Consider the following 20,860-nt stretch of genomic DNA (forward strand, 5'->3'; position numbering starts at 1 on the left):
CGGTCACGATCACGGCCATTGGCATCAGTCCGGGAACAGCGATTGCAGCCGCCGCAGGTCGCGCTCGGCCCATTCGGCATCCGCCAGGAATTTCGCCTCGGACATGCCGGGCTGGCGGAACAGGGTCAGCAGGACCTCGGCGCCACTCTCATTGGCGACGACCCGCAGTGGGATATGGATCTCCCGGCCATCGCCCGGATCGACCCAGTGATCCATGACGCCGAAGCCGTTGTGGCCGGTGAAGCGGATCCGGATCGGGTCCTCGGGGCCGGCCGCCAGCCACTGATCGCCCCGCGGCTCCAGGGCGGCATCGCTCAGGCCGGAGGCCCAGCCCGGAAAGAACTCGGGCCGCCAGATCGTCTCGTAGAGCGCCCGCCAGGGCCGGTTGATCGAGATGCTGATCGTCCGCGCTTCGAGCATGTCATCTCCTTACCGCCGCCCGAACAGCTTCTCCAGCTCCGCCGCCCCCAGCTTGAGGAAGGTCGGCCGGCCATGGCTGCAGGTCGCAGCCCGCGGCGTCGCCTCCATCTGGCGCAGCAGCGCATCCATCTCCGCCGGGGCCAGCCGCCGCCCCGCCCGGACCGAACCGTGGCAGGCCAGCCGCGCCACCGCCGCATCCAGCCTCCTGTCCAGCGCCGTCGCCTCGTCGAAGGCGGCCAGCTCCTCCGCCAGATCGCGCAGTAGCGGCGCCGGGTCGGCCGGGCCAAGCAGCGCCGGCAGGGCACGCACCAGCACCGCGCCGGGGCCGAAGCCCTCGATCTCCAGGCCGAGCCGCGCCAGCGCCGCGGCGAAGCCGAGCAGCCGCGCCGCATCCGCCGGCGGCAGGTCCACCACCGCCGGCAGCAGCAGCGGCTGGGCGCGGACCCCGCCCTCGATGAGCTGGGCCCGCAGCGCCTCATGCGTCAGCCGTTCGTGGGCAGCGTGCTGGTCGACCAGCACCAGCGCGCCATCCGGTGCCTCGGCCAGCACATAGGTGTCGAGGAGCTGGGCCAGCGCCCGCCCCAGCGGGTGCTCGGCCGGGGCCGGCGCCTCGCGCTCCGGCGCCGGGCGCGGCGAGGCGAAGCCGAGCGGCAGGGGAAGGTTGCGCGGCGGCGCGGGCGCCTGGCCGAGGGCCATCTGCACCTCGGCGAAGCCATCCGTCGCCGGCAAGGGTGCCGGGGCAGGGCGTGGCCAGCTACCCCAGCCGCCGCTGCTCTGGCGGTACTGGGTCAGCGCCGGGGTGGCCACGCCGGCCCCGGCCGAGAGCGCCCGGCGCAGCGCCGAGATCATCAGCCCGCGCACCGCCGCCTCGTCGCGGAAGCGCAGCTCGGTTTTCATCGGATGGACGTTCACGTCCACCGCTTCGGGCGGGATGTCGAGGAAGAGCGCGGCCACCGGATGCCGGCCAACGGTGATCAGGTCGCGATAGGCGACACGCAGCGCGGTGCGCAGCAGCGAGTCGCGCACCGGCCGGCGGTTGACCACCAGATGCTGCTCGGTGCCGGTCGCCCGCGTATAGGCCGGCTGGGCGGCAAGGCCGCTCAGCGCCAGCCCGCCGGCGCCCTCCACCGCGACGGCCAGGGCGGCGGCGGCGAAATCGCCGCCGAGCAGCGCGTGCAGCCGCGCATCGCGGTCGGCGGGGGCGAGGCTCAGCACCTCCCGCCCGTCGACGCTCACCCGGAAGCCAACCTCCGGCCAGGCGAGGGCCAGGCGGCGCACCGCCTCCACCGCCTGATCGGCTTCGGCGCGGGCGGACTTCAGGAATTTGCGGCGGGCGGGGACGGCGAAGAACAGGTCGCGCATCTCGACCCGCGTGCCCGGCGCGCCGGAGGCCGGGGTAACGGCGGATTTGCGGCCGCCCTCGACCAGCAGCATATGGGCGTCGCCATCCCGCGGGCGAGTGGTGATGGCAAGGCGGGAGACGGCGCCGATGGAGGGCAGCGCCTCGCCACGGAAGCCCAGGGTGGCAATACGGAACAGCATCGCCTCCTCCGGCAGCTTGGAGGTGGCGTGGCGCTCCACCGCCAATTCAAGGTCCGCGGCGGACATGCCGGTGCCGTCATCCTCGACCACCACCCGGTCGATGCCGCCGCCTTCGAGAGTGACGGAAATGCGGGTGGCGCCGGCGTCGAGGGCATTCTCCACCAGCTCCTTCACCACCGCGGCCGGACGCTCGACCACCTCGCCGGCGGCAATGCGGTTGGCGGTAGTCTCTGGAAGAAGGCGGATGTGCATCGGAGTCGCGCTCAGCCTAGCACGGCGCCGGGGGCACGCGCCTCATCCCGCGCTGCCAAGCAATTCCCGCAGCAGCCCCTCGGTCGAGCCGTCATGCGCCCCGGGCTTCGCCGCCCCCGCCTCCAGCTCCGGCAGGATCGCCCCGGCGAGCTGCTTGCCCAGCTCCACCCCCCATTGGTCGAAGGCGTTGATGCCCCAGAGGGCGCCGAGGCAGAACACCTTGTGCTCGTAGAGCGCCACCAGCTGGCCGAGGGTGAAGGCATCGAGATGCGGCAGCAGGATCGCCGCGCTCGGCCGGTCGCCGGGGAAGACGCGGTGCGGCAGCAGCCGCGCGATCTCCGCCTCCGCCACCCCGGCCGCGGCCATCTCCGCCCGCACCTCGCTGGCCGGCTTGCCGCGCATCAACGCCTCGGCCTGAGCCAGGCCGTTGGCCAGCAGCTTGCGGTGGCTGTCGGCATGCTTGTGGTCGGGCTTGGCCACCAGGATGATGTCGCAGGGCACCGGCGTGGTGCCCTGGTGGATCAGCTGCATGAAACTGTGCTGCGCATTGGTCCCCGGCTCGCCGAACACCACCGCGCCGGTCGAATGCGCCGCCAGCGTGCCGGCCAGGGTCACCCGCTTGCCGAGACTCTCCATCTCCAGCTGCTGGAGGTGCGCCGGCAGCCGCGCCAGCCGCTCATCATAGGGCAGCACCGCGCGGGAGGGATAGCCGAGGCCGTTCACATGCCAGATCTCGGCCAGCGCCAGCAGCACCGGCAGGTTCTCCTCCAGCGGTGCCGCCAGGAAATGCCCATCCATGGCGCGGGCGCCGGAGAGCAGCTTCGAGAACTCCTCCCAGCCCAGCGCCAGCCCCAGTGACAGGCCGATCGCCGACCACAGGCTGAACCGCCCGCCGACCCAGTCGCGGAAGGGGAAGACCCGTTCGGGCGCGATGCCGAAGGCGGCGGTGGCCTTGAGGTTGGTCGAGAGCGCGGCGAAATGCCCGGCCGCGCCTTCGCCCAGCGTGCCGCGCAACCAGTCGCGCACCAGCGCGGCGTTGGTCATGGTCTCCTGGGTGGTGAAGGTCTTGGATGCCACCAGCACCAAGGTCCGCGCCGGGTCGAGATTCGGCCGCAGCGCCTCCCAGGCATGGGCGTCGACATTGGCCAGGTAATGTGCCCGCATCGGCGCCGCCGGGGTCCAGAGCGCGCGGGCCACCATCGCCGGGCCGAGATCGGAGCCGCCGATGCCGATGTTCAGCACATCGGTGAAGCGCTCGCCGGTCGCGCCAAGCGTGGTCCCGTCATGCACCGCAGCGCAGAAATCCCGCATCCGGCCGAGCACCGCGGCCACCTCGGCGCTGACATCCTCCTCGCCGGTGCGGAAGCCGCCTTCGCCGCGCAGCGCCATGTGCAGCACCGCGCGGCCCTCGGTGGTGTTGATCGTCTCTCCGGCGGCCATGGCGTCGCGCCGCGCCGCCAGCCCGACCGCCCGCGCCAGGCCGATCAGCGCCCCAAGCCGCCGGTCGTTCAGCGAGGTCTTGGAGAGGTCCAGCAGAAGCCCGTCGGCGCGCCGGGAGAATCGTGCGAAGCGCTTCGAGTCGGCGGCGAAGAGCGGCCGGATGGCACCCGCCCCGGCCTCCCCGGCCAACGCCGCGATCTCCGCCCAGGCCCCCGCAATTCCCGCCGCAGCTTGCTCTGCCATGCCGTCCTCCGCGTCTTGCGGACAGGCTTACCGCAGAACCGCGGCGCGGGACATCACAGCCCGGCCGGTTGCCCCGCCACCACCGCCGCCAGCGCCTGCGGTCGCAGCAGCCGCGCCGCCACCGCCGCCAGCCGCTCCCGCGTCAGCGCCCGCAGCCGGGCCGGGCGGCCTTCCAGCCAATCCGCCGGCCGGCCGTTCTGCCGCAGGCTGAGCAGCACATTGGCGGTCCGCCGGCTGTCGGTGAAGGACAGCGGCAGCGAGCCGGTCAGGAAGGCGACCGCATCCGCCACCTCCGCCTCCGTCGGCCCGGCTTCGGCCATGCGGGCCCATTCCGCCCGCGTCACCGCCAGCGTCTCCGCGACCCTGGCATTCTCGGTCGCCACCGAGCCGAGGATGATGCCGTGCCGGAACAGCACCTCCAGCGAGCCGCCGATGCCATAGGCCAGCCCGCGCTCCTCCCGCACCGCCTGCATCAGCCGGGAGGAGAAGCCGCCGCCCGCCAGGATCCGCAGCACCACCTGCGCCGCCTCCCAATCCGGGTCCGCGGCGTCCAGCCCGTCCTGGCCGAAGACCACGGTGGATTGGGGCGAGGCCACCGGCACCACCTGCTGGCCGAAGGCGCGAAAGCCGGGCAGGGCGGGTGGCGCCGGCGGCGCGCCGGCCGGCAGCCCGGCAAAAAGCCGTGGCAGCAGCGTCCGGAGCTGCCCGGCGGTGAGGTCGCCGCTCGCCGTCACCAGCAGCTTGTCCTGCCGGAGCTGGCGGGCGATCGCCGCGCGTATCGCCTCGACCGGCAGGGCGGCGAGGCTTTCGGCGGTGCCGCTGCTGGGGCGGCCGGCCGGGTGGTCGGGGAAGGCTTCCCGCCAGAAGGCGCGGCCGGCCTGGCCGCGTGGCGTCTCCAGCACGCGGCGGGCGCCGGCGACGCCGCGGGCGCGCACCCGCTCCACCGCCTCCGGGTCCAGCCGCGGCTCGGCCATTGCCAACCGGGCGAGGTCGAGCGCCCGGGGCAGCGCCTCGGTCAGGCTGCGGAAGCTGCCCTCGAAGGCGTCCCGGGTGGCGGAGAAGCCGAGGCTGATGGCGGCGTCGCGCAGCGCATCGGCGAAGTCGGCGGCGGGCAGCGGCCCGGCGCCCTCGGTCAGCAGCGCGGCGGCCATGGCGCCGGCGCCCTCCTGCCCTGCCGGGTCCAGCGCGGCGCCGCCCGGCCAGGACCAGGCGATGGAGACGACCGGGATGCTGTGGTCCTCGACCAGCCAGGCGGAGGTGCCGGCAACCTCCACCGTCTGGATCGGCAGGGAGAAGCCGCTGGGAGCCGTGCCGCTCACGAGGCCGACTCCGGCAGCAGCCAGCCGCGCGCCGTGCGCGCTTCGCCCAGCACCGCCCGGGCCGCCACCGTCACCTGATCGAGCGTCACCGCCCGCAGGTGCCGTGGCCAGAACTCCACCACCTCCAGCGGCAGGCCGATGGCCAGCGCCCCGCCCAGCATGCGCGGCGCGGCGCCGATGCCGTCCAGGGTCAGCAGGGCGCCGGCGGTGAGCTGGCTGGCGGAGCGGGCGCGCTCGGCCTCCTCCGGCCCGTCCCGCAGCAGCCGGGCGACCTCGGCCTCCACCGCCGCCTCAAGCCGTTCCGGGGCGACGCCGGGGCGCGGGGTGGCGGAGATGCCGAAGCTGGTCGCCCCCAGGGCCTCGCTGTCGTAGGAGGCGCTGGCGGAGGTGGCGAGGCCGGTCTCGACCAGCGCCTTGTGCAGCCGGCTGCCCTGGCCGCTGCCGAGGAGGTGCGCCAGCACCTCCAGCGCCCAGGCCTGCTGCGCATCGCCATATGTCAGGCTCGGCGCCATGGTGGCGCGGAGGAAGGTGGCCTCCCGCACCGCTGGGTCCTGGCGGATGAGGCGCGGCTCGACCGCGGCGGCAGGCGGGGGTGCGCGGTCGCGTGGCGGGGTCGGGCGGGCAGGAACGCGGCCGTAGAGATCATCGGCCAGGCGGCGCAGCGCGTCCTCCCGGACGTCGCCGGTGACCACCAGCACGGCATTCGCCGGAGCATAGCGGCGTTGGTAGAACTCCATCATGTCGTCGCGGGTGATGGCGCGGATTTCGTCCTGCCAGCCGATGATCGGCCGGCCGCGCCAGTGCTGCGGCCCCCAGAGCGCCGCCTCGAAGGCTTCCCAGAAGCGGGCGCGCGGGTTGCTGTCGGTGCGCAGGCGCCGCTCCTCCAGCACCACCGCCCGCTCCGGCTCCAGCATCTCCGCCGGCAGCAGCGGGTCGGCGAAACGGTCGGCCTCCATGCGCATCACCAGGGGGAGGCGGCTGGCCTCGACAGTCTGGTGGTAGGCGGTGACGTCGCGCGAGGTGAAGGCATTGTCCTGCCCGCCCTCCCGCGCCACGGCGAGGCTGAAGGCGCCGGGCGCCACGTTGCGGCTGCCCTTGAACATCATGTGCTCGAGGAAATGGGCGAGGCCGGAGCGTCCGGCTGGATCCTCGCCGCCGCCGGCGCCGTAGAACAAATAGTGCGAGACCACCGGCACCCGGCGGCTTTCGGCGAAGACCACCCGGAGCCCGTTCGCCAGGGTCCAGCTTTTGGCACCGAACAGCGGCTTGCCGGCCGGCGGGTCGGGCGGTGGGAGCACCGCCGGCGCGGCGAGGGGCCTGGCCAGGGGGATGGCGGCTGCGACGGGAAGGATGGTGGCGGCGGCGATGGCGCTGCGGCGGGTCACGCTGGGCATGGCCCAGCATGTGGGGCGGCGGCAGCGCGCCGCAAATGGGGCGTTCGGCCCGCGGGGCGGGTCAGAAGATGCTTTCCAGCAGCCGGGTGACCGGGTTGCCGCTCTGGGTGCGCTGGATGATCGGGGTCTCGCCTTCGGTCACATCGCGGCCAAGGGCGGAGTTCTCCCGCAGCCGCTGGGCTTCCCGCTGGGCATCCAGCGGCGTGCCGGGCTGTTCCGGGCTGCGCCAGAAGATCAGCCGGTCCACCAGGGAGCGGTCGGGCTGGTCGAGCCGCAGACTTTCCTCATCCACCCGGCGGCGGATGTCATCCCCAACCGGGCGCCCGGCCTGGGAGAGCAGCGCCGCCTCACCCGAGCTGCGCGGGCCGCTGGCGGCCTGGCCGAGCGCCGCACCCGGCACCAGGGTAGCCTCGGCGGCCTGGCGCTGGCTGAGTTCCTGCGGCCGCTCGGCGCCCGGGCGGGGCGTCGGCAGCTCACCGAGGGCCGGCGGCATGGACAGCGGCGCCCGCGTCGTCACCTGGAATTCATCCGGCGCGTCGCGGGTGAAGCCGAAGCTGCGCGCGGTATCGGCCCCGCAGCCCACCAGGGCCAGGAGGAGCGGGACGGCCAGGGCAGCACGGGCGGGGGGCAGACTCATGGCGCTTCCTTAAGGCCGGACGGGCGGCGGAACAAGGCATCCGCCAGCAGCGCCCCGACACCGCAGACGATCCCGGCATCCGCCACGTTGAACACGTACCAATGCCAGACCCCGGAGGCCAGGGTGAGATGGACGTCGACGAAATCCACCACCGCGCCGAAGCGCAGCCGGTCGATGATGTTGCCGATGGCCCCGCCGACCACCGCCCCCACCGCCACCGCAACCAGCGGGGTTTCCGCCCGCGCCATCCAGCGCAACAGGAAGACCGCGATGGCGGCCGAGAGCAGGGCCAGGATCAGATGGTTCAGCGGGCCGTCGCCTGACAGCAGGCCGAAGGTCACGCCGCGGTTCCACACCATGGTGAGGTCGAGGCCGAGCGGGCCGAGTTCGAGCAGCGGGACGTTGCGCAGTTCCGGCAGGCGCAGGTCTTCCAGGATCCACCATTTGCTCGCCTGATCCGCCGCCAGCAGCACGGCCGCGGCGGGCAGGCCGAGGCGAAGGCTCAAGCCGCGGCTCCTGCCTGGTGATCCACGACGGCCTCGCAGCGGCGGCAGAGGGTGGGGTGGGCGGCGCTGGCGCCGACCTCGGGCAGGACACGCCAGCAGCGGTCGCATTTGGCGCCGGGGGCTACCTCAACTGTGGCAAGCGGACCAACATCCTGGCCCTCAGATAGCCATCCCACATCCGAAGGCGCAGGGGCTTCGGGTTGCTTGGACCGCTCTACAGCGTGTGGATCATCAACAATTATAAAGGACGACACGATGCAAACTTCAGCCCAAGCATCAGGAGTCAATAGTGACTTATCTTCACCAGAAAGCTTCAAATTGACACGTGCCTGCAGCGACGAGCCAATCTTGCCTGCGCGGCGTGCCTGCTCAAGGGAGAATGTTGCTGAAGCGCGCAATCCCCGGATCCGCTCCCATTTCTCCGCCAGCGCCGTGTCCCGCCAGCCTTCCGGAACAAACGGGAACTCATTCAGGTGGATGCTGCCCTGCTCATCCGGGAACCGCGCCTGCCAGGCTTCCTCCGCGGTGAAGACCAGCACCGGCGCCAGCCAGGCGGTCAGGCAGCGGTGCAGCGCGTCCAGCACGGTGCGGGAGGCACGGCGCCGCGGGCTGTCCGGCGCGTCGCAGTAGAGCGCATCCTTGCGGATGTCGAAATAGAAGGCCGAGAGGTCGGTGGCGCAGAAATTATGGATCTCGGGGTAGACCCCGGTCCAATCGTAATCCTCCACCGCCTTGCGGACGCGGGCGTCCAGCTCGGTCAGCCGGTGCAGCACCCAGCGCTCCAGCTCCGGCAGTTCGGCATAAGGTACCGTCTCGCCGTCCTCGAAGCCGGCGAGGTTGCCGAGCAGCCAGCGCAGCGTGTTGCGCAGCCGGCGGTATAGCTCCGCCTGCTGCTTCAGGATCTCCGGGCCGATGCGAAGGTCCTCGGTGGTGTCGGAGTTCATCACCCAGAGGCGCAGGATATCGGCGCCATACTGCTTGATGACCTCCTGCGGCGCGGTGACGTTGCCGAGCGACTTCGACATCTTCCGCCCGCTCTCGTCGAGCACGAAGCCATGCGTCAGCACCGCCTTGAAGGGCGCGACGCCATTGGTGCCGACCGATTCCAGCAGCGAGGAATGGAACCAGCCGCGATGCTGGTCGGAGCCTTCCAGGTAGAGGTCGGCCGGGAAGGGCAGCTTGTGCTCGGGCAGGACGAAGGCGTGGGTGGAGCCGCTTTCGAACCAGACATCGACGATGTCGGTCACCTGCTCATAGAGCGCCGGGTCGCGGTCGGGGCCGAGGAAGCGGGCGGCGGCGCCGGGCTGGTACCAGGCGTCGGCGCCCTCCTCGGCGAAGGCGGCGACGATGCGCTGCATCACCGCCGGGTCGCGCAGCGGCTCGCCGCTCTGCTTCGAGACGAAGACGGCGATCGGCACGCCCCAGGCGCGCTGCCGGCTGATGCACCAGTCGGGCCGCGCCGCGACCATGCTGCCGATGCGGTTGCGGCCGATGTCGGGAACGAAATGCGTCGCGTCGATCGCCGCAAGCGCCTTCTCGCGGATGCGCCGCTCATCATCCATGGCGATGAACCACTGCGGCGTGGCGCGGAAGATGACCGGCTTCTTCGACCGCCAGCTATGCGGGTAGCTGTGCGTCAGCCGGCCCTTCGCCACCAGCGTGCCGGCGGCCTCGCAGGCGGCGTAGACCGCGTCATGCGCCTTGAAGACGTGCAGGCCGGTGAAGCCGGGGGCGTGGATGGTGAAGGTGCCGTCGTCGGCGACGGTCTCGGGCACCGGCAGGCCATGGGCCCGGCCGAGGTTGAAATCGTCCTCACCATGGCTGGGCGCGATGTGGACGAAGCCGGTGCCGGCCTCGGTGGTGACGAAATCGCCGGCCAGCAGCGGCACGTCGAAGTCGTAACCCTGGCCGCGCAGCGGATGCGCCGCCAGCCCCCCGGCCAGATCCGCGCCCTTCAGCACGCGCCTCACCGTATGCGCGCCGAGCCCTGCATCCTTGGCGAATTGGGGCAGCAGCGGCAGGGCGACCAGCAATGTCTCGCCAGGGAGCAGATGGCTGCCCTCGGCCACGGCTTCGACATGGACCAGCGCGTAGTCGATCTCCGGCCCATAGGCGACGGCGCGGTTGCCGGGGATGGTCCAGGGGGTGGTGGTCCAGATGACGACGCTGGCCCCGGCCAGGTCCGCCGCGCCGGCGCGGTGCAGCCGGAACCGCGCCCAAAGGGTGGGGGAGACGTGGTCGTGGTACTCGATCTCCGCCTCGGCCAGGGCGGTCTTCTCGACCGGGCTCCACATCACCGGGCGCAGGCCGCGGTAGAGCGAGCCGTTCATCAGGAATTTGCCGATCTCGCCGACGATGGCGCTCTCGGCGGAGAAATCCATGGTGGCGTAGCGCCCGGCCCAGTCGCCGGCGACGCCGAGGCGGATGAACTCCTCCCGCTGCCGGTCCAGCCAATCCGCCGCATAGGCGCGGCATTCGGCGCGGAATTCCAGCAGGGGGACGCTATCCTTGTCCTTGCCCTTCTTGGCGTAGGTCTTCTCGATCTCCCATTCGATCGGCAAGCCGTGGCAGTCCCAGCCGGGGACGTAGTCTGCATCCTTGCCGGCCATCTGCGCGGCGCGGTTGATGACGTCCTTCAGGATCTTGTTCAGCGCGTGGCCGATGTGCAGCGGGCCATTCGCATAGGGCGGGCCGTCATGCAGCACGAAATGCGGCCGGCCGGCGGATTGCGCCCGCAGCCGCTGCCAGAGGCCGAGCTGCTGCCAGCGGGCCAGCCACTGCGGCTCCCGCTTCGGCAGGTCGCCGCGCATCGGGAAGGGCGTGTCGGGCAGGAAGACGGTGCCGCGGTAGTCGCGGGCGGCCTGGGGCGGGGCGGCGGGGTGGTCGTTCATCGGGGCGGTCTCCGGCCGCCCTTGGGCCGGCGGCGGGTCGGTGGTGGCAGGCGCTTCGGCTCCCGGCCCCTAGCTGGGGACCGGGCCGGTAATTCGCAGCAGGACCACCGGGTGCAACATGGCAGGCTTATGCGGAGCGGAGGGCATCAGGGTCAAGCGGGCGGCAGGCCGGCCACCCCCAGCCTATCAGAGCCCCGCCAGCGCCGTCCGCGCATCCTCGGCATCCTGGGCGATCGCCGCCTTCAGCTCCTCCAGCCCGGCGAATTTCGCATCCGCCCGCAGGAAATGCCGCAGCCGGACGCCGATCTCCTGACCGTAGAGGTCGCCCTCGTAATCGAAGATGTAGGTCTCCAGCCGGGTCTCCGGATCGCCGCCAAGGGTTGGACGGCGGCCGATGTTGGAGACACCCTTCAGCTCCCGCCCATCCGGCAGGCTGACCGTCACCGCATAGACCCCGCGCGCCGGCTCCAGATGCCGCCCCAGCCAGATATTCGCCGTCGGCCAGCCCAGCACCCGGCCGAGCTTGTCGCCATGCACCACCTCGCCGCGTACCTCCCAGGGCCGGCCGAGCATCGCCGTGGCCCGTTCCGGATAGCCGTCCTGCAGCACCCGGCGGATGCGGGTGGAGGAGATCGGCCCCTGCGCATCGGCCACCGGCGGCACCACGGTCAGTCCCATGCCGGCCGCCTCGGCCAGCACCGCCAGGGTCCCGGCGTCGCCGCCGCGGCGGTGGCCGAAGGCGAAATCCTGGCCGCAGGAGAGGTGGACGGCGCCCACGCCATCGCGCAGCACCGCCTCGAAGAAGACCTCCGCCGGCATCGTCGCCAGCGCCGCATCGAAATGCAGTGCCAGCACCAGCACCGCCCCGGCTTCGCCCAGCGCCCGCGCCTTGGCCGGCAGCAGGGTCAGGCGGAAGGGCGGGTCGTCAGGGCGGAAATGCTCGCGCGGGTGCGGCTCGAAGGTCAGCACCGCCAGCGGCGCCTGGGGCCGCGCCGCATGCGCCGCCCGCAGCACCGCCAGATGGCCGAGATGCACCCCATCCATGTTGCCGAGCGCCACCGTCGCGCCGCGCAGCGCCGGCGGCAGCGCCCGCCAGTCGCCGAGCACCAGTGGCGCGGCGGTGTTCATCTGCGGCCGAATCAACTCCCCAGCCTCCGTCCTCCGTCCCTCGGACGCGGTCATTCCGCCGCTGCCGCCGCCGCGGCCCGGGTCTGCCGGCTGGGGACGGAGACATAGGCCTCGCCCTCCAGCACCGGCTCGCCGGCGACGGTGCAGATGGTGCGCAGGGTGGCGCGGTGCTTGTCCGGATGCAGCGCCAGCACCTCGACCGTCGCCGTCACCGTCTCGCCGATGCGGACCGGGGCGCGGAATTTCAGCGACTGCGACATGTAGATCGTGCCCGGGCCGGGCAGCTGGGTGCCGAGCACCTTGGTGATCAGCCCGGCCGCCAGCATGCCATGGGCAATCCGCTCGCCGAAGATCGTTCCCCTGGCGTATTCGGCATTCAGGTGCATCGGGTTGGTGTCGCCGGTGACGGCGGCGAAAAGCACGATGTCGGCTTCGGTGATGGTCTTGCCGAAGCTCGCCTTCTGGCCGACTGCCAGATCCTCGAAATACATGCCGTCCGACATTCCGGGTCCTGCTCCTCGGGGGCGCCCGGTCTACCGTCGGGGCCGCGGGTGGACAAGCGCGGGCATGGCAGCCCTTATACCGGGGCTGCCAGAGGACCCTGACCCATGCCCCGTACCGAGATCGGCTCCTCCGACCGCCTGCTTGCCGAGCTGCGGGGCTGGGTGGAGCATGAGACCCCCTCCACCGATGCCGCCGCGGTGAATGCGCTGCTCGACCACGCCGAGGCAGGGCTGCGCGGCGCCGGCGCGGCGATCGAGCGCCTGCCCGGCCGCGACCGTTACGGCGACACGCTGGTCGCCCGCACCCCGGGGGAGGGGGCTCCGGTGGTAATCGCCGGGCATCTCGACACCGTGTGGGACCATGGGGTGCTGGCGGGCTCCATGCCGTTCCGGGTGGAGGGCGACCGCGCCTATGGCCCCGGCATCTACGACATGAAGGCCGGCAGCTTCATGGCCTTCCATGCGGTGCGGGAGATCCTCCGCCAGGGCACGCCGACGAAGCGCCCGATCACCCTGTTGCTGACTCCCGACGAGGAGGTCGGCAGCCCGACCAGCCGCGCGGTCATCGAGCGTGAGGCCCGGAGCGCCGCCGCGGTGCTGATCCCGGAGCCGGCCGGCGGCCTGCGCGGGAGTTGCGTGACCAGCCGCAAGGGTACCGGCGGCTTCACCATGACGATCGAGGGCCGCAGCGCCCATGCCGGCGGCAATTGGGCCGAGGGCCGCAGCGCCGTGGTCGCCCTGGCGCGGGCCACGCTGGCGATCCATGCGCTGACCGACCTTGATGCCGGGGTCACCACCAATGTCGCCCCGGTCTGGGGCGGCACCAGGCCGAACGTCATCCCGCCGGAAGCCGGCTGCCGCATCGACTTCCGCGTCCCGAGCCTGGCGGCGGCGGAGCGCGTGGTCGCTGCCATCCGGGCGCTGGAGGGCGAGGAGGACGGCATCCGCATCCGGGTGAAGGGCGGCCTCAACCGCCCGCCCTTCCCGGAAACCCCGGAGGGGCTGGCTCTGTACGAAACCGCGCGCGGCATCGCCGCGCGCCACGGCTACGACCTGCCGCGGCAGCACCGCGGCGGCGGCTCGGACGGGAATTTCACCGCGGTGATGGGGATTCCGACCCTGGACGGCCTCGGTTGCACCGGCGCCGGGGCGCATGCGCCGGATGAGCACATCCGCTGGGCCGATCTGGCACCGCGCTGCGCGACCTTGTGCGAATTGCTGGAGACGCTGGGATAGGTGGCGTGCCTGGAGCAGGGTAGAGACTTAATAAATGGTAAAATTTCAGGTGCAGACGAAGATCATACCGCTGCCCCGAAACCCCACCAGGTGGACAAGCCTCTCCTCATTTCATGATCTGGCCACGAATTTCGGCCCGTCCGAAAGCAGGAGTCGTGCCGCCTTCCGCCTGTTCCATTGCCGCTGATGATGCTGGCCGAATGGCATTTCCAAAGTTTCATCGAGGCAGGGCGGCTCAGTATTCCATGAGCCGTTCGTAACCTGCCGGATGCGCGGCCGGCCATGCTGACGCGTATTAGCTCCCGGCCGGTACTTGCGGGGAAAGCGGAGCCTTGGCCGACCCACTCGTCAGCATCGTCATCCCATTTCATTCCACCTACGCCGAGTATTTGCCGGACTGCCTCGGCAGCGTCCTGCGGCAGAGCTACCGCAATTGGGAAATCATCATCGTCGATGATGCCTCGCCCACCGAGGCGGGAGCGGCGATTGCCGACGCGCTGGGCGACCCGCGCATCCGGGTGGTGCGGCATGCGGAGAACCGCGGCCAGGCGGCCGGCCGCAACACCGGCATGCGCCTTGCTGCCGGCGAATTGCTCATGGCGCTCGACTGCGACGACCTGCTCGCCCCGATCTATCTGGAGAAGCTGGTCGGCGCGCTGCGGGCGCATCCGGACCACGGCGCGGCCTATTCCGATTACCGCCTGTTCGGCGCCACCGACAGCGACCTGCGCTTTCCGCTGCGCGACACCCGCGCGCTGCTGCGGGAGCAATGGATTCCGCACCCCGGCACGCTGGTCCGCCGGTCGCTGTTCGAGGCGAGCGGCGGCTATTGCGAGGAATCCCTGTTCCGTGCCGGGAACGAGGATTGGGACTATTTCCTGAGCCTCGCCGAACTCGGGCTGCGGGCGGTGCGGGTGGCGGAGCCGCTGTACTGCTACCGCCAGCATGCCGGCTCCATCACCACCACCCGCTTCGCCCGCGCCGACTACGCCATGCGGGAACGCATGGTGGACCGCCATCGGGCGCTGTTCGACCGCTTCGGGATGCGCAGGCCCTTCCTGGCCGGCGGCTACCGGGGCAGCGGCAAGGCGTTCTGGACGCAGGGCGAGCGGCGGCGCGCGGTGCGCCTGTTGGTGCGCGCTGCCTGGCTGGACCCGCGAGGCTTCGCCCAGGGGCTGACCAGGATCTTGCAACGGACAGGATCGGATCGCGGGCTGGCTTGAGCCGCGTGGCGTTCACGGCAGTGGCCTTGGACAGGAATTTCACGAAGAGCATGGCGATTCCGGCCCTGGGACGGCCTCGGCTGCGCCGGATCAGCATCCGCTGGGCCGATCTGCTGCCGCGCTGCAGGCCACAGCGGCTTGCGTTCATGCCTGACCTGAGCGCCCCTCCGCTGCAGCCTGGTGGCTGTAGAGCGGCCTCACGCTCAGGAGCCTTCTCGCACCGCTGCGATCGGCTCTGGTCGTGTCGTGCAGCGCCTTTCGCTCACCGGCTTCGCCCCACCCCGGCAGCGTCGAGCAGCGCCGTCACCTCCGCATCTTCGAGTTGGCGGAAATCCTCGTAGAAGGCGCCGACCGAGCCGAAGTGGAAGGGCTCGGCCAGGATCACCGCCTCGTCGCATTCCTGCCGCAGCCGGTCCGCGACATCCGGCGGCGCCACCGGCGCGGCGAGGATGCGGCGGGCGGCGCCGGCGCGCTGCAACGCCAGCAGCGCCGCCCGCACCGTCGCGCCCGTGGCGATGCCGTCATCCACAAGGATGGCAGTGCAGCCATAGGGCGGAATGGCCGGCCTGCCGTGCAGCCAGAGCCGGCGTCGCCGCGCGATCTCCGGCAATTCGCGTGCCGCCTGTGCCGTGACGAAATCGGCCGGCACGCCGCACATCCGGATGGCCTCCTCATTCACCACGGTCTGCGGCGGCTCGCCCTCCACCACCGCGCCGAGCGCAAGTTCCGGCTGGCCCGGCGCGCCGATCTTGCGCACCAGCAGCAGGTCGAGCGGCGCCTCCAGCGCCGCGGCGATGGGGCAAGCCACCGGCACGCCGCCCCGTGGCAGGGCGAAGACCACTGGCCGCGCCGCGCGCCATTCCAGCAGGCGTGTCGCGAGCCGCTGGCCGGCATCCTCGCGATTCCGGAACATCATGGCGTCACCTGGCGCGAGGTACCGCGCGGCGGGGTGCGTCGCATGGGCTGGGCCGGGGGTCGCGTCATGGCATCGCCTTGGCCACCGTTCAGCGGGGAATGGCACCCGGCTCGCTGCCGGGCGTCGCGGGCCGTGGGATCACCGGCGTGGAGCGCGGAACCGGGTCCGGCACGCCGCCATGGACCGCGGAATCCCCGCCAGGAGGTGGCCGCATCAGGCCGCGGCCGCCGGTTTGCGAGCGGTCGATGATGTCCTCGCCGGTGGGGCCGCTCCCGGCGCGACTGCCGGCTGCGTCCGGAGGCGTCCCGGGCCGGGCGCGACCGGCTTCCGGTGGCATGTCCCGCGACGTTGCCGGTGGGGGTGTGGCAGCCGGTTGCGCCACGGCCGCACCAACGCCGGCAAGCGCGAGGATCAGTGTTGTCGCGCGGCAGATCAGGCCCAGCCACCCGCCCCGGGCGGCGTCATCCGGGGCGTGACCCGCGGACTCAGGGCAGGCGGGGCCAGGATCGCGCTGGACATGCTGGGGGTAAGCCAGGGCCGGACCGCACCGCTCCAGGGGGTGAACGCCCCGGAGCGCGATTCCGCTTTGGAAGCAGCAGGCGACCGCGGCGAAGCGTTCAGCCATGAACCCCATCCACCGCAGGCATCCGGGCCGCTGCGCGGCCGGCCGATCCGGGAATGCACCCCTCGGGCCGCGACACGCCGGCCAGGGTGCCGTCCGCCGGCTGCGCGGCCTCACCTATCGCAATGCCGTCGAGCGAGAGGACGCTGGCCAACCGGTCGTCCTGGGCTGCCCGCAGCACGCCGGCAGCGCTGTCCGGCACGCAGCGCGCGGCATGCTGGATGCTGTCATCGGGGCGGGCAAGGCGTCGGTTGCGCGTCATCTTGTCGCTGCCTCGCATTGCGTCTCTCCGATGCCTGGGGCGGCGCGGAGGCGCTCCGTCGCTCTCGGCCATCCGCCGCGGCCGGCCCGGCGAGCCCCTTCAACGTGCCGTGGCACGACCCGTTCGGCTGCCCTGCCGCAGCCAGCGGAACAACCCCACACAACGCCGTGCGGCGTCGGTGCGGGTCCAGTCCGGCGGCATGCTGGTGGCCCCGGCTCGAACGGTAGCCGCTCCGGCAGCGGCTCGGGCGTTCCGTCGTCCGGGCAGAGTGGTGAAAATTGTTCCGCCCGGCAGCGCTGCTGCCGCTTCCGGTTCCGTGTCACCTGGGTGAAGCTGTGTCCCGCTGCGCCAGAGCGACCATGCCGAACGCGGCCCGCTCGGCCTCCCGCACGGCGGGGAGGAAGGCGATGACACAGGAGCCGCAGAGCCGGCGTGCCCTGTTCCGGGCAGCAGCGGCCGTCTCGGCCCAATGGATATGGGAGGATCGCGCCAAGTGAGAGCCGCTGACACAGCGATGGAAAGGACGCCTGACCTGTGGGCCAGGATCGACGCCGCGCTCCGCCAGCCCATCGACGCGCGGGAGGTGCCCGGCGTCGTGGCGATGGCCGCGACCGAGCGGGGTGTCTTCTACGAGGGCGCCTTCGGCACGCGGAACAGCGCGACGGGTCCGGCGATGACCCTCGACACCGTCTTCCGCATCGCCTCCATGACCAAGGCGGTGACATCGGTCGCCGCGATGCAGCTGGTGGAGCAGGGCCGGCTGAAACTTGATGATCCGGTGCCGGACATCGATCCGGCGCTGAGCGCGCCGCAGGTGCTGGAAGGCTTCGATGCCGCGGGCGCGCCGCGGCTGCGCCCGGCAAGGCGGAAGATCACGCTCCGCCACCTGCTGACCCACACCGCCGGCTTCAGCTACGAGCAGTGGAACGCGAACACCGCGCGCTACGTCAAGGCGACCGGCATGCCCTCGACCGGCACCGGCAGGGTCGCGTCGCTGCGCATGCCGCTCGCCTTCGAGCCCGGGGAGCGCTGGGAATATGGCGTCAACATCGACTGGGTCGGGCTGATCGTCGAGGCGACCAGCGGCCAGAAGCTCGATGCCTATTTCCGCGAGCACATCTTCGGCCCGCTCGGCATGCAGGACAGCGGCTTCACCATCTCGTCGGAGCAGCGGGCGCGGCAGGCGAATTGGCATCAGCGGCAGGCCGACGGCTTGCTGCAGCCGCAACCCTACGAGACGCCGTTCACGCCGGAGTTTCGGGCCGGCGGCGGCGGCCTCTACTCGACCGCCGGGGATTACATGACCTTCCTGCGGGCGATGCTGCAGGGCGGCGCCGTCGGCGATGCCCGCATCCTGCAGCCAGAGACGGTCGCGCTGATGGGCCGGAACCACATCGGCGATATCGAGGCGGGCATCCTGAAGACCACCGACCCGTGGCGCTCGGTCGATGTCGATTTCTTCCCCGGCGCCAGCCTGAAATGGGGCCTCGGCACCATGATCAACCTACAGCCGAGCCGGAACGGCCGCAGCGCCGGAAGCCTGACCTGGGCCGGCCTCTACAACACCCACTACTGGATCGACCCGGCCCGCCGCGTCACCGGGCTGGTGATGACGCAGATCCTGCCCTTCGGCGACGAACCGGCGATGCGGCTCTACGGACAGTTCGAGCGGGCGGTCTACAAGCATCTGAAGACCGCCTGACCGCGCGGCACCACCGTTTCCACAGGGTTTATCAAGCGAAAGACAAGGCTGCCGCCAAGCTTGCCGGGGCAGCCACGCCTAAGGTCATCCTGCACCGGGCACGGGGCCCGGACCACCATCCGGAGGACGACCCATGAATGCCTTCCTGAAGATCGCCTGTCGGGCCTTGCTGGCGGCAACCACCATCAGCGGTGGCGCCTGTGCCAAGGACGCGCCTTCCGCCGCTTCCTGGCAATGGAGCCAGACCGGCGAGGGGAATTTCGATGTTGTGTGGTTCAATCCCATGCCACGGCCACAGCAAGGTGGCGGCGTCGCCCGGCTCGTCGGCGGCGGCGACAATGCCACCGTCCTCTACGCCGATACGCCGATGCTGCTGCAGGAACCGGTGGTGGCCAGCCTGACCGGTGGCGGCGACAACGCCAGCATCAGCTACGCGGCGCCAGGCAGCCGCAGCCAGATGCTCGTCGGCGCCACGGTGGGGCCGGATCGGCGGGGCTAGAGCGGACCGCGGCGGGGCGTGACCTCCCCGGAGGGTGAACCCGCCCTACAAATGACAGCCTTCAGCGGACTGGCGTTCGGCGATGAACGCAATCCGCGGTTGCCGTAGCGGCGACGGAGCGGCCCTCGCGCCCGTCGCCGCCTTTCTGGCATGCCAATGCCGGCATGATCCTTACGGCCGCGATCCCGCCCGGGGCGTGGCCATTCGGCGTTCGCCACAACCGATCATCAGCCGCCGTGGTCTCGCGCCGTCGTCGATGCAGCCCGGCGCGCTCAGCTGAAGCTTGGATCGGTCCATGTAGCAGCTTACTCTTCCGCCACTCGGGCCGGAACCGCGGGCAAGGCGGCACCCCAGCTTCGATGCCCCGTCCGGCGACCAGGCCCGGAGGAGGACGCCTGGCCGCGCCGGCACGCCGCGGGAGGATGATGGATGCATATCGTCTTTGCTGGGCATGAGATGGATCTGCGCCGCCACGAGCTGCGCCGCGCGGGCGATGTCGTCCACATTGAACCACAGGTCTTCGACCTCCTGCTGCATCTGATCCGTAACCGCGACCGCGTGGTCAGCAAGGATGAGCTGTTCGACACCATCTGGAACGGCCGCATCGTCTCCGAGGCGGCGCTGAGCAGCCGCATCAACGCGGCCCGCCGCGCGGTCGGCGACGACGGCGACCGCCAGCAGCTCATCAAGACGGTCCACAAGCGCGGCTTCCGCTTCGTCGGCGAGGTGCGGGAGGCGGAGGCGACTGCCGATACCGCCGCCGAGCCGCCGCCCTCGGCACCGGCGCCGGCGGCCCGCCCGGTCTCGCCGGCGGTCATCCTCGCGCGCGAGGCGGCAGCGGACCGCAAGCCGGCGATCACCGTGCTGCCCTTCGTCAACCTCAGCCAGGAGCCGGATACCGATTACTTCAGCTACGGCCTGACCGAGGACATCATCCGCCTGCTGGCGCGCAACCGCTGGCTGGACGTGCTGAGCCGCCACTCCGCCGCCGCCTTCAAGGGTCGCGACGTGCCGGCGCAGGAGATCGGCGCGGCGCTCGGCGTGCGCTACCTGGTGCAGGGCAGCGTACTGAAGCGGGGCGAGCGGCTGCGCATCGCCGCCGACCTGATCTCCGCCGAGACCGGACGGCAGCTGTGGTCGGAAAGCTATGACCTGGGCCTCGCCGATATCCTGCAGATCCAGGATGTCATGGCGCAGCAGATCGCCGCCGTCATCGAGCCCGAGCTGGGGCGGCTGGAACGCGAGGCGGCGATGCGACGCCCGCCCGACAACCTGGACGCCTGGGACCTCTACCAGCGCGGCCTCTGGAATCTCTGGGGCTTCACCACGCCAAGCATGGCGGATGCCGAGGCGCTGTTCCGCCAATCAATCGAGCTGGACCCGGGCTTCGCCCGCGCCTCCGGCGCGCTGGCCTACGTCCATCTGCAACGCAGCTTCACCTGCCGGCCGGAGGAGCGGCCGGCCCTGCTGGAGAGCGCGATGCGCCTCGCCCGCGTGGCTGTCGCGCTGGACGACCGGGATTGCATGAATCTCTGCGTCCTCGGCCGCGCGCATTGCATGCTGCAGGATCATGAGGAGGCGATCGCCGCGCTGGAGCAATGCATCGCGCTGAACCCCAGCTTCGCGCAGGGGCATTTCGCGCTCGGCTTCACCATGGCCTGGACGGGGCGGGAGGAGGAGGCGCTGGCGCTGGTGCAGCGCGCCCTGGAACTCAGCCCGCGCGACCCGCACCTGACCAGCTTCCACTACGTTCAGGCGCTGGCGCATTTCTCGCTTGGCGACTTCGAGGCCAGCCTGGCCTGCAGCCGCCGTGCGATGCGGCTGCGGCCTTCGGCAACGACGGTCGTTCGGCTTGTGTTCCAGCCCGTGCCGATGGCGTGGTAGCCATGCCGTTGCCGAACAGTGACGGTGCCTTCCGCATCGCCGCTGTCCGATGCCAAGGAATGGTCCTGGAGTGCTTCCCGGTCAATGGCTTGCAGGGAATCTCCGTAAGAGGGGCAAAACCTGTGGCGAGGGTGCAGTTTGCCCTTCCCAGGTGGCGGCTGGTCTGATTCGCTCGGGCGCATGGTCCCGCCCGCCGATCCTGACGCGCTGTCGCCGGCCGAGCTGAAGGCGCTGGTCAGCG

General features: G+C 71.5%; 17 protein-coding genes. 5 read left to right on the forward strand and 12 right to left on the reverse strand.

Features of this window, described 5'->3' with window-relative positions; genetic code table 11:
• Positions 1-24: 24 nt before the first annotated feature.
• From H7965_RS12480 to H7965_RS12525, 10 genes are all read right to left on the reverse strand, one after another.
• Complete coding sequence (locus H7965_RS12480) at positions 25-420, reverse strand: polyketide cyclase (protein ID WP_186770909.1); 396 nt, start codon at positions 418-420, stop codon at positions 25-27.
• Positions 421-429: 9 nt separating this feature from the next.
• A complete protein-coding gene (gene mutL / locus H7965_RS12485) occupies positions 430-2,214 on the reverse strand; it encodes a DNA mismatch repair endonuclease MutL (protein ID WP_186770910.1) in 1,785 nt (594 codons plus the stop codon).
• 42 nt (positions 2,215-2,256) lie between these two features.
• Entirely contained in the window at positions 2,257-3,897 is a 1,641-nt protein-coding gene (gene pgi / locus H7965_RS12490) for a glucose-6-phosphate isomerase (protein ID WP_186770911.1), read from the reverse strand.
• Between the two features lie 53 nt (positions 3,898-3,950).
• Entirely contained in the window at positions 3,951-5,216 is a 1,266-nt protein-coding gene (locus H7965_RS12495) for a M16 family metallopeptidase (protein ID WP_229682583.1), read from the reverse strand.
• Positions 5,213-6,610 (reverse strand): M16 family metallopeptidase, encoded by a 1,398-nt coding sequence (locus H7965_RS12500; protein ID WP_186770912.1) that lies wholly within the window; start codon positions 6,608-6,610, stop codon positions 5,213-5,215. Before H7965_RS12500 ends, H7965_RS12495 begins: the two co-directional genes overlap by 4 nt.
• Before the next feature lie 61 nt (positions 6,611-6,671).
• Positions 6,672-7,247, reverse strand: coding sequence for a DUF3035 domain-containing protein (locus H7965_RS12505; RefSeq protein ID WP_186770913.1), 576 nt, complete (start codon positions 7,245-7,247; stop codon positions 6,672-6,674).
• Positions 7,244-7,753, reverse strand: coding sequence for a signal peptidase II (gene lspA, locus H7965_RS12510; RefSeq protein WP_186770914.1), 510 nt, complete (start codon positions 7,751-7,753; stop codon positions 7,244-7,246). Before lspA ends, H7965_RS12505 begins: the two co-directional genes overlap by 4 nt.
• Positions 7,750-10,644 (reverse strand): isoleucine--tRNA ligase, encoded by a 2,895-nt coding sequence (gene ileS / locus H7965_RS12515; protein ID WP_186770915.1) that lies wholly within the window; start codon positions 10,642-10,644, stop codon positions 7,750-7,752. The genes lspA and ileS overlap by 4 nt, the downstream gene beginning before the upstream one ends.
• Positions 10,645-10,830: 186 nt before the next feature.
• Positions 10,831-11,787 (reverse strand): riboflavin biosynthesis protein RibF, encoded by a 957-nt coding sequence (ribF, locus tag H7965_RS12520; protein WP_390624564.1) that lies wholly within the window; start codon positions 11,785-11,787, stop codon positions 10,831-10,833.
• Positions 11,788-11,822: 35 nt separating this feature from the next.
• Entirely contained in the window at positions 11,823-12,275 is a 453-nt protein-coding gene (locus H7965_RS12525; RefSeq protein WP_186770916.1) for a MaoC family dehydratase, read from the reverse strand.
• A 105-nt stretch (positions 12,276-12,380) separates the two neighbouring features.
• Here H7965_RS12525 and H7965_RS12530 point away from each other — a divergent pair, with 105 nt between their 5' ends.
• Complete coding sequence (locus H7965_RS12530; RefSeq protein WP_186770917.1) at positions 12,381-13,511, forward strand: M20 family metallopeptidase; 1,131 nt, start codon at positions 12,381-12,383, stop codon at positions 13,509-13,511.
• A 332-nt stretch (positions 13,512-13,843) separates the two neighbouring features.
• Entirely contained in the window at positions 13,844-14,734 is an 891-nt protein-coding gene (locus tag H7965_RS12535; protein ID WP_186770918.1) for a glycosyltransferase family 2 protein, read from the forward strand.
• Positions 14,735-14,996: 262 nt separating this feature from the next.
• On the opposite strand, the gene H7965_RS12540 is transcribed toward H7965_RS12535, so the two are convergent.
• Both H7965_RS12540 and H7965_RS12545 read right to left on the reverse strand, forming a co-directional pair.
• A complete protein-coding gene (locus H7965_RS12540) occupies positions 14,997-15,647 on the reverse strand; it encodes a phosphoribosyltransferase (protein WP_186770919.1) in 651 nt (216 codons plus the stop codon).
• 620 nt (positions 15,648-16,267) lie between these two features.
• Positions 16,268-16,534: a hypothetical protein gene (locus tag H7965_RS12545; protein ID WP_186770920.1), complete on the reverse strand. Its 267-nt coding sequence runs from the start codon at positions 16,532-16,534 to the stop codon at positions 16,268-16,270.
• Between the two features lie 514 nt (positions 16,535-17,048).
• Between H7965_RS12545 and H7965_RS12550 the strand changes: the two genes are divergently transcribed.
• The 3 genes from H7965_RS12550 to H7965_RS12560 all read left to right on the forward strand — a co-directional run bounded on the left by H7965_RS12550 (position 17,049) and on the right by H7965_RS12560 (position 20,619).
• A complete protein-coding gene (locus tag H7965_RS12550) occupies positions 17,049-18,236 on the forward strand; it encodes a serine hydrolase domain-containing protein (RefSeq protein WP_186770921.1) in 1,188 nt (395 codons plus the stop codon).
• Positions 18,237-18,369: 133 nt separating this feature from the next.
• Positions 18,370-18,735, forward strand: a complete 366-nt coding sequence (locus H7965_RS12555; RefSeq protein WP_186770922.1) for a hypothetical protein — start codon at positions 18,370-18,372, stop codon at positions 18,733-18,735.
• 429 nt (positions 18,736-19,164) lie between these two features.
• Positions 19,165-20,619: a winged helix-turn-helix domain-containing tetratricopeptide repeat protein gene (locus H7965_RS12560; RefSeq protein ID WP_186770923.1), complete on the forward strand. Its 1,455-nt coding sequence runs from the start codon at positions 19,165-19,167 to the stop codon at positions 20,617-20,619.
• Positions 20,620-20,860: the final 241 nt, after the last annotated feature.

The sequence above is a fragment of the Siccirubricoccus deserti genome (genome assembly GCF_014283215.1).
Classification (GTDB): Bacteria; Pseudomonadota; Alphaproteobacteria; order Acetobacterales; family Acetobacteraceae; genus Siccirubricoccus; species Siccirubricoccus deserti.

What these genes read in the sequence shown, in the direction of transcription:
- H7965_RS12480 (WP_186770909.1), bottom strand. Translation starts at nt 420, where the DNA reads ATGCTCGAAGCGCGGACGATCAGCATCTCGATCAACCGGCCCTGGCGG.
- mutL (WP_186770910.1), bottom strand. Translation starts at nt 2,214, where the DNA reads ATGCACATCCGCCTTCTTCCAGAGACTACCGCCAACCGCATTGCCGCC.
- pgi (WP_186770911.1), bottom strand. Translation starts at nt 3,897, where the DNA reads ATGGCAGAGCAAGCTGCGGCGGGAATTGCGGGGGCCTGGGCGGAGATC.
- H7965_RS12500 (WP_186770912.1), bottom strand. Translation starts at nt 6,610, where the DNA reads ATGCCCAGCGTGACCCGCCGCAGCGCCATCGCCGCCGCCACCATCCTT.
- H7965_RS12505 (WP_186770913.1), bottom strand. Translation starts at nt 7,247, where the DNA reads ATGAGTCTGCCCCCCGCCCGTGCTGCCCTGGCCGTCCCGCTCCTCCTG.
- ileS (WP_186770915.1), bottom strand. Translation starts at nt 10,644, where the DNA reads ATGAACGACCACCCCGCCGCCCCGCCCCAGGCCGCCCGCGACTACCGC.
- H7965_RS12525 (WP_186770916.1), bottom strand. Translation starts at nt 12,275, where the DNA reads ATGTCGGACGGCATGTATTTCGAGGATCTGGCAGTCGGCCAGAAGGCG.
- H7965_RS12530 (WP_186770917.1), top strand. Translation starts at nt 12,381, where the DNA reads ATGCCCCGTACCGAGATCGGCTCCTCCGACCGCCTGCTTGCCGAGCTG.
- H7965_RS12540 (WP_186770919.1), bottom strand. Translation starts at nt 15,647, where the DNA reads ATGTTCCGGAATCGCGAGGATGCCGGCCAGCGGCTCGCGACACGCCTG.
- H7965_RS12545 (WP_186770920.1), bottom strand. Translation starts at nt 16,534, where the DNA reads ATGACGCGCAACCGACGCCTTGCCCGCCCCGATGACAGCATCCAGCAT.
- H7965_RS12550 (WP_186770921.1), top strand. Translation starts at nt 17,049, where the DNA reads ATGGAAAGGACGCCTGACCTGTGGGCCAGGATCGACGCCGCGCTCCGC.
- H7965_RS12555 (WP_186770922.1), top strand. Translation starts at nt 18,370, where the DNA reads ATGAATGCCTTCCTGAAGATCGCCTGTCGGGCCTTGCTGGCGGCAACC.
- H7965_RS12560 (WP_186770923.1), top strand. Translation starts at nt 19,165, where the DNA reads ATGCATATCGTCTTTGCTGGGCATGAGATGGATCTGCGCCGCCACGAG.